Genomic DNA, 7,259 nt, shown 5'->3' on the forward strand with positions numbered 1-7,259 from the left:
GGTTTTGGAGCCGATGTTGTTGCTTCGTCGGTTGTTTCTTCGGATGCAGGGGTGCTTGCCGCTGCGTCGGGAGCTTTTGTTACTCCGGCCTTGAACCTCGGTTTGAAGCCTGTAGGCTTGCTGGCAGCAGGTTCCTGTGTTTCTGTGCTGTTGTTTTCAGGTTCAGTCTTTACGCTCGCATCTAACTTAATTTCGTCTTTCGTATCGGGCAGCTGTGTCTGTTCAGCAGTTTCTGTTTTGGTTACTCCGACCTTGAACCTCGGTTTGAAGCCCGTAGGTTTTGGAGCGGATGTTATCGCCTCATCAGTCGTTTCGTCGGATGCAGAAGTGCTTGCCGCTGCGTCAGGAGCTTTGGTTACTCCAGCCTTGAACCTAGGTTTGAAGCCTGTCGGTATTGAATCTGGAGTGGATTCCGCTGAATCAGCTATTTCCTGTTTGGATGCTGCCTGAACTTCATCTACTACAGCTGTAGAAGGAGCCTTGAATCGCGGTTTAAAGCCTGCAGGTTTTGCCGTAGGAATCCTGGAGGTCTCGGATGATGCATCTGGGGTAACCTGCTTTTCAACAGGTTTTGCAATAACAGTTTCCTCCTCTGCTAAATGGAAACTTTTTCGAAGCTTGTTGAACCAAAACTTTTTGCTGTGGTCAAAACTCTTTTCTCCCATAGCAGAATAATGTGCTTTGAACTCTTCAAATAAAGGTTCATCTGCAGCTTTTAAAGCTTTTAAATCAATTTTCTTTTTTATGAAAAATTCTTCAAAAGTCATTCTGGTACGAGTTTGATTTAGTCTATTACAAATGTAGTAATTTTTCTGACGGGGCTAGGCGGTGCTTTTAATAAAAAAGAGCGACAAGCGCTCTTTTTTATAGTTTTATAGGTTCAATAGCTTAAGCCATGTTATGGTAAACTGCTTGAACATCGTCATCTTCTTCGATTTTATCGATCATTTTCAATACATCAGCAGCTTGTTCTTCCGTAATATCTGAATGCGATAATGCGATACGTTCCAATTTTGCAGATGTTACTTCAATTCCCTTTTCTTCCAGTAATTTTTGCATATTACCAAAGTCTTCAAAGGAAGTTTGAACGACAGCAATATCATTGCCTTCTTCATCAGATTCTACGTACAATTCTTCTAAGCCTCCATCGATCAACTCTAATTCAAGCTCTTCTAGGTCCAGTTCATCTGTTGCAGCAAAACGGAAAATGGATTTACGATTGAAAATAAAATCCAATGATCCTGTTTTCCCCAATGAACCACCTGCTTTTGTGAAATAGCTACGGATGTTTCCTACGGTGCGGTTGGTGTTATCTGTTGCAGTTTCAATTAATACAGGTACGCCATGCGGGCCATAGCCTTCGTATACATATTCTTCGTAACCTTTTGAATCTTTTTCCGAAGCACGTTTGATTGCGGCTTCGATACGATCCTTTGGCATATTTACTGCCTTGGCATTGTGTATTGCTGTACGAAGTCTCGAGTTAGTTTCAGGGTGAGGGCCGCTTTCTTTAACCGCCATAGCGATTTCTTTACCTAAACGTGTAAATTGAACGGCCATTTTGGCCCAGCGTTTGAATTTCCGCTCTTTTCTGAATTCGAAAGCTCTTCCCATTGTTATATTTTGTTTTTAAGATTTTCAATCATGTCGACTGTCATCTTCTGGATGTCAAATTCCGGCGTCCAGTTCCAGTCTTTTCTTGCATAAGAATCGTCTAGACTAGCAGGCCATGAATCGGCAATCTGTTGTCTTGGATCGTTCTCGATGTAAGAGATTGCAAAATTAGGAAGAATTTTTTTAATTTCTTGTGCAAGTTCTTTTGGAGTAAACGTAATTCCACCAAGGTTATAGCTATGACGAATGCTTAGGCTTTCTTTGGGTGCATCCATTAATTCGAGTGTACCACGGATGGCGTCCTCCATATATAACATGGGTAATGCCGTATTTTCAGATAAGAAACACGCATAAGTCCCGGTTTTCAATGCTTCATAAAAAATATCGACTGCATAATCCGTTGTGCCACCCCCTGGTTCTGTTTTCCAAGAAATGATACCTGGATAACGGACACTGCGAATATCCAGACCACGGTGTTCTTGATACCATTCTATAAGGCGCTCACCTGCAAGCTTGCTGATGCCATAAATTGTGTTCGGATCCATTACGCAATATTGTTCGGTATTTGTTTTCGGAGAATGCGGTCCAAAAACAGCAATCGAGCTTGGCCAAAATATCTTTGAAACTTTATAGCTCACGGCTAGATCAAGCACATTCAACAGACCATTCATGTTCAATTCCCAAGCCTTCTCAGGGTATTTTTCACCTGTAGCTGAAAGCATGGCAGCTAATAGATATACTTGAGTAGGTTTATATTGTTGAAATAATGTCTCGAGTCCATTTTTGTCAAGGACATTAGCGATTTCGAAATTTTCGTCAGGGCTTTTAATCTGTGGTTCTCTAATGTCAGTGGTTACAACATTCTCTGCACCAAATTTTTTGCGCAAGGCGATAGCTAATTCTGTGCCGATCTGGCCATTTGCACCAATGATAATAATGCTTTCTTTCATTTGTAAGTTTTATTTTATGAAGCTCCTGCTTTCACTATAATGAGTGTTTATGCTCAAAATATAAATGAATCGCTTCGCTCGTTTCTTCCTATCGATATGATAGGATCTAGCCTGACATAATTTACGTTTCATCATGTAATGAAAAATGAAATTTCAACCATGGCGGTTTATGATGCAAATATAAAGGCTTTTCAGTATCTATCAACTTTGTGGCCTTTTAGGAAGTCGGGAAAAAATGTTAATTTTTAGACTCTTGGGACTGTTTTTATGAGATTTTAAACTGTTTCAATCGTTTGTTCTTTTTTTTTGAATAAGCGGTGAAAATTTTTATTTTTTTTGAATTGCTTTAATTCTAATTTTATAGCATGAATCAAAGAACTTAACGATTCCATTTTAGCAATTTAGGAGGGGAAATGCTAAATGTTGTGACATTTTTAGCTAAGCGCTTAATATTTTGTTATTTTAATAGTGGAATTGGGGAATATTTTTTAAATTTGAAGAATTCATTCTTCGAGAATCAACTAAAAACAAAATCAAATAACAATTTTAATATACACAATTTAAACACAGACAAAAATGAAAGTGGCAGTAGTCGGCGCAACAGGCCTTGTAGGTACTGAGATGCTAACCGTGTTGGCGGCGCGAAATTTCCCAGTAACAGAATTAATTCCAGTAGCGTCAGAGCGTAGTAAGGGTAAGGAAATTGAATTCAAGGGAAAGAAGTATAAGGTGGTTACACCATCTGAGGCTATTGCTTTGAAACCTGATGTTGCGTTATTTTCTGCTGGCGGTGATACCTCGAAAGAATTTGCCCCTCAATTTGCAGAAGCTGGAATTACAGTGATCGACAATTCTTCGGCATGGCGTATGGACCCAACGAAAAAGTTGGTTGTTCCAGAAGTAAATGGTGATGTGTTATCTGCTGAAGATAAAATTATTGCAAACCCGAATTGTTCAACTATACAAATGGTGGTGGCTTTAAAGCCATTACATGATAAATATAAAATCAAACGTGTTGTCGTTTCTACCTATCAATCTGTAACAGGTACTGGTGTTAAGGCGGTTAATCAATTGATGGATGAACGTGCCGGAAAAGATGGGGAAAAAGCTTATCCTTATCAGATTGATCTGAACGTTATCCCGCATATTGATGTTTTCCAAGAAAATGGATACACCAAAGAGGAGATGAAGATGATTTTGGAAACAAATAAAATCATGCGTGATGATTCTATTAAAGTAACTGCAACGACAGTGCGTATTCCTGTTATGGGTGGACACTCTGAATCATTGAATATCGAATTTGAAAATGACTTTGATTTGAATGATGTACGTGCAGCTTTAGCCGCGCAAAGTGGCTGTATTGTTGTTGACGATCCTGCGTCACTACAATATCCAATGCCAAAGGATGCACACGGTAGAGATGAGGTTTTTGTAGGACGCATCCGTCGTGATGAATCTCAGCCAAATACGCTCAACATGTGGGTAGTAGCGGATAACTTACGTAAGGGTGCTGCAACAAATGCAGTTCAGGTAGCGGAGTTATTGGCTGAAAAAGGATTGATCTAACTCAAGTAGATTCCATAATAAATATTGAGCCCCCATGAATTCGTTCATGGGGGCTCTTTTTTGTCCTGTTATCAAATCACAATTTATATAATTTGGTCTTTGATGCCGAGGCTATAAATTATGGTGTCAGTGTTTTGGGTTGGATAGAAAACTCAATCTTATCATTTAACGGTGCGTAGGCTTCTTTGCTTTGCTCTTCCAGTCGATCTGGAAATAGAATGCCGAAAAGATGATCCGTTTCGTGCTGGAAAATAACAGCGGTAAAACCCTCGATATTTTCTTCGATAACTTTACCTTCTTTATTGATGTATTGCAGGCGGATCGCATAACTCCGTAATACATCTTCTTTCCGGTTGGGGATAGAAAGACAGCCTTCTGCACCTTTGCGCTTCAGTTTGGAGCGCCATAGAATTTTAGGATTCACATAGAATTCAAATGGCTGATCCGGTTTGTCAAATCGCTGTACCCAGATTAAATTTTTATTGATGCCGATCTGTGGTGCTGCGATGCCTACACCGGGGTGATTGGGATCACGTACAGTCGCGAACATTCTTTTGGAAAGAGACTCAATCAATGGGTCGTTGTATTTGACATCACTGCTTGTCGCTTTTAAAACTTTCAGATCTTTATCGTCTGTTGTTTGCAATACGCGAAGAATTGCATTTTCATCTCCTGATAAAATGATTTTCTTGTCGGCAGCACTGAACTCCTGTCCTGCGTTAAGATTGACTGGTCTTTCATTCTTTGACTTATGAAATGCTTTTTCTCCGGCCATAATTTTTGTTTCTAAATTGTTCTCGACTGGGGGTACTGGGCAACGGTACCCGTTGCTATAAGCACAGTATGGGTTGTAGGCTTTGTTAAAGTCTATCTCAACATCGTTTCCTTTAATGTCGTCTGTGGATAAATCAATATACCGGCCCCCACTATAGCTTTCCTGACCATTTGTTAAATCTAAAAATGGTAAAAATAAATGTTTTTTGTATGCAGGATTTTGAAATAATGCGACACTTTGATAGATATTTAACGTATGTTCCTTTCCATGAAGATTAAATGTTATGATGGCGTAACGTTTGTACTCGTTGCTAGTGCCGTCGTAGGTTGGCATCCGAAATACCGGTTCGTCAAACAGCACCTCAATTTTGGCGTTGACTTTATAGCTGGCGTCTACAGGAAAGTAATCCAAAAAAGCTACTTGATCTGATTTTAATGGGCCATATTGTTCTTTCGCCAATTCAGCGGCTTTTTCTTCACGAAGAGCGGTAATGTGTTGCTCGTATTTACTTTGAGCATGCGTATTCAAGCATAAGGCCAAAAGGAAACTGGCAATAAGTGTTTTTTTCATTTGTTTACATATTTATTTGTCCGATTTCACACAGCGAGATGCCCTGTTGCTTTTGCTGTTATTTTGATCCGTGTACTTATAGGGTAAGTCCGTAGACATGCTATGATCGGATTGAATTCGGTGATCTATTGCCCCAAAAAGCAACTTAGTTTGCTTTTGTTAAATAGTCTATCAAAGTTATAGTTTTTTTTGATTAAAAAGTCAGAATTAAAAGATCAAAAATTAAAACGGCATGTATTGAAAAGATGGGGGCAATTGAAATATTACATCTTCCTGTGTAATACTCAGGACTACTTTGTATTTTTGTGAAAAATATATATCCATGAGATTGATGGCCTTTGATTACGGTACAAAACGAATAGGGGTTGCGGTGACCGATCCAATGCAAATTATTGCTACAGCATTGACAACGGTACACCCGCAGGATATCTGGACATACTTAGCCGATTATTTACAGACAGAACAGGTGGAAACTTTTGTTGTAGGCAAGCCACGGCAGCTGGATGGGACCGACTCTGAATCCGCACAGCATGTTGTCGGGTTTATTCGAAAATTGAAAAAGACTTATCCCGCAATTGCTGTCGCTGAAATAGACGAGCGTTTTACTTCTAAAATGGCTTCTGCAGCGATCGCACAAAGTGGCAAAAAAAAGAAGGATCGTCAACAAAAAGGGCTGATTGATACGGTGTCTGCAACGATCATTTTGCAGAGCTACATGGATAGCCGTAATTTTTAGATACACAGCGACTAATACGTCAAATAAGAATGAATAATAAATAGAAGGATGAAGAGCATATTATTTTTTACCGAGGATACGGATTTCAAATTAAAAGAAAAGGGAAAGATTCGCCAATGGATTGCTGATGCCATCAAAGGCGAAGGGTTTAAACGGGTAGGCGAATTGAGCTTCATCCTTTGCTCGGATGCTTACTTGCTTGAAATCAATAAGCAATATTTAAATCACGACACCTATACTGATATCGTTACCTTTGATTCTTCCGAATATGACGACACCATCGCCGGTGATATTTTTATCAGTGTGGAACGTATTCAGGAGAATGCCGAAAAATTTAAGGTTGATGTGCGAGACGAGCTTCATCGGGTTATCATTCATGGTGTCATGCATCTGTGCGGTTATCCGGATAAAAAGCCGGCAGATAAAGCCAAGATGACGGCCAAGGAGGATGAGTATCTCGGTAAAAGAAACTTTTAACATATTCCTTCGTACACTCATTAGGGGCTATGGTTCAGTGAACGGTTGGAGATTCTTTTTAGGCTGCAGTCGAAGGGGGCAATACATAAAAAAAGCGCTCTACAAATTGTAAAGCGCTTTTTTTATGTTGTTCTAACGACTAGAATCTTTCAAATTGAGAGAAGAAGAAGTTTCCTTCTATAGCAGCATTCTCATCTGAATCCGATCCATGGATAGCGTTTGCGTCAATAGATTTAGCATATTTGTTACGGATTGTACCTTCAGCTGCATCAGCAGGATTAGTCGCGCCAATCAATGTACGGAAATCTTCAACGGCATTATCGTTTTCCAAGATTGCAGCAACGATAGGACCTGAAGGCATAAAATTTACCAACTCACCATAGAAAGGACGCTCTTTGTGTACTGCATAGAATGCACCAGCTGTCTCTTGAGAAAGTTGGATGTATTTCATTGCAATGATTTTAAAACCACCAGGAATGATATCGTTTAAGATTGCACCGATGTGACCGTTCGCTACTGCGTCAGGTTTGATCATCGTAAAAGTGCTGTTAGTTGCCATTATTTTAATTTT

The 7,259-nt window shown here is 39.6% G+C and carries 8 protein-coding genes; 3 read left to right on the forward strand and 5 right to left on the reverse strand.

Annotated elements, in window-relative coordinates:
* From AAW12_RS00060 to AAW12_RS00070, 3 genes are all read right to left on the reverse strand, one after another.
* A partial coding sequence (locus tag AAW12_RS00060) for a hypothetical protein (RefSeq protein ID WP_046671584.1) occupies positions 1-767 on the reverse strand: 767 nt, incomplete at its 3' end.
* A gap of 121 nt (positions 768-888) precedes the next feature.
* On the reverse strand, positions 889-1,614 hold the full coding sequence (locus tag AAW12_RS00065; RefSeq protein ID WP_046671585.1) for a YebC/PmpR family DNA-binding transcriptional regulator: 726 nt from the start codon (positions 1,612-1,614) through the stop codon (positions 889-891).
* A 2-nt stretch (positions 1,615-1,616) separates the two neighbouring features.
* Complete coding sequence (locus tag AAW12_RS00070; RefSeq protein ID WP_046671586.1) at positions 1,617-2,564, reverse strand: NAD-dependent epimerase/dehydratase family protein; 948 nt, start codon at positions 2,562-2,564, stop codon at positions 1,617-1,619.
* Positions 2,565-3,140: 576 nt separating this feature from the next.
* Here AAW12_RS00070 and AAW12_RS00075 point away from each other — a divergent pair.
* Positions 3,141-4,130: an aspartate-semialdehyde dehydrogenase gene (locus AAW12_RS00075; protein WP_046671587.1), complete on the forward strand. Its 990-nt coding sequence runs from the start codon at positions 3,141-3,143 to the stop codon at positions 4,128-4,130.
* A gap of 118 nt (positions 4,131-4,248) precedes the next feature.
* Here the strand turns inward: AAW12_RS00075 and def are convergent, their stop codons facing one another.
* Positions 4,249-5,475, reverse strand: coding sequence for a peptide deformylase (gene def, locus AAW12_RS25970; protein WP_046671588.1), 1,227 nt, complete (start codon positions 5,473-5,475; stop codon positions 4,249-4,251).
* 322 nt (positions 5,476-5,797) lie between these two features.
* Between def and ruvX the strand changes: the two genes are divergently transcribed.
* Together ruvX and ybeY are read left to right on the forward strand one after the other, a co-directional pair.
* Positions 5,798-6,211: a Holliday junction resolvase RuvX gene (gene ruvX, locus AAW12_RS00085; RefSeq protein ID WP_046671589.1), complete on the forward strand. Its 414-nt coding sequence runs from the start codon at positions 5,798-5,800 to the stop codon at positions 6,209-6,211.
* A gap of 48 nt (positions 6,212-6,259) precedes the next feature.
* Positions 6,260-6,688 (forward strand): rRNA maturation RNase YbeY, encoded by a 429-nt coding sequence (gene ybeY / locus AAW12_RS00090; RefSeq protein ID WP_046671590.1) that lies wholly within the window; start codon positions 6,260-6,262, stop codon positions 6,686-6,688.
* A 139-nt stretch (positions 6,689-6,827) separates the two neighbouring features.
* Here ybeY and AAW12_RS00095 read toward each other — a convergent pair whose 3' ends face one another.
* Positions 6,828-7,247 carry a nucleoside-diphosphate kinase gene (locus AAW12_RS00095; RefSeq protein WP_046671591.1) on the reverse strand — a complete coding sequence of 140 codons (420 nt, stop codon included), beginning with the start codon at positions 7,245-7,247 and terminating at the stop codon, positions 6,828-6,830.
* Positions 7,248-7,259 lie beyond the last annotated feature (12 nt).

Source organism: Sphingobacterium sp. Ag1, from assembly GCF_000988325.1.
Taxonomy (GTDB): Bacteria; Bacteroidota; Bacteroidia; order Sphingobacteriales; family Sphingobacteriaceae; genus Sphingobacterium.

Excerpts from the sequence above, each read along its gene's own strand:
- def (WP_046671588.1), bottom strand. The coding sequence starts at position 5,475 with ATGAAAAAAACACTTATTGCCAGTTTCCTTTTGGCCTTATGCTTGAAT.
- AAW12_RS00070 (WP_046671586.1), bottom strand. The coding sequence starts at position 2,564 with ATGAAAGAAAGCATTATTATCATTGGTGCAAATGGCCAGATCGGCACA.
- AAW12_RS00065 (WP_046671585.1), bottom strand. The coding sequence starts at position 1,614 with ATGGGAAGAGCTTTCGAATTCAGAAAAGAGCGGAAATTCAAACGCTGG.
- AAW12_RS00095 (WP_046671591.1), bottom strand. The coding sequence starts at position 7,247 with ATGGCAACTAACAGCACTTTTACGATGATCAAACCTGACGCAGTAGCG.
- AAW12_RS00075 (WP_046671587.1), top strand. The coding sequence starts at position 3,141 with ATGAAAGTGGCAGTAGTCGGCGCAACAGGCCTTGTAGGTACTGAGATG.
- ruvX (WP_046671589.1), top strand. The coding sequence starts at position 5,798 with ATGAGATTGATGGCCTTTGATTACGGTACAAAACGAATAGGGGTTGCG.
- ybeY (WP_046671590.1), top strand. The coding sequence starts at position 6,260 with ATGAAGAGCATATTATTTTTTACCGAGGATACGGATTTCAAATTAAAA.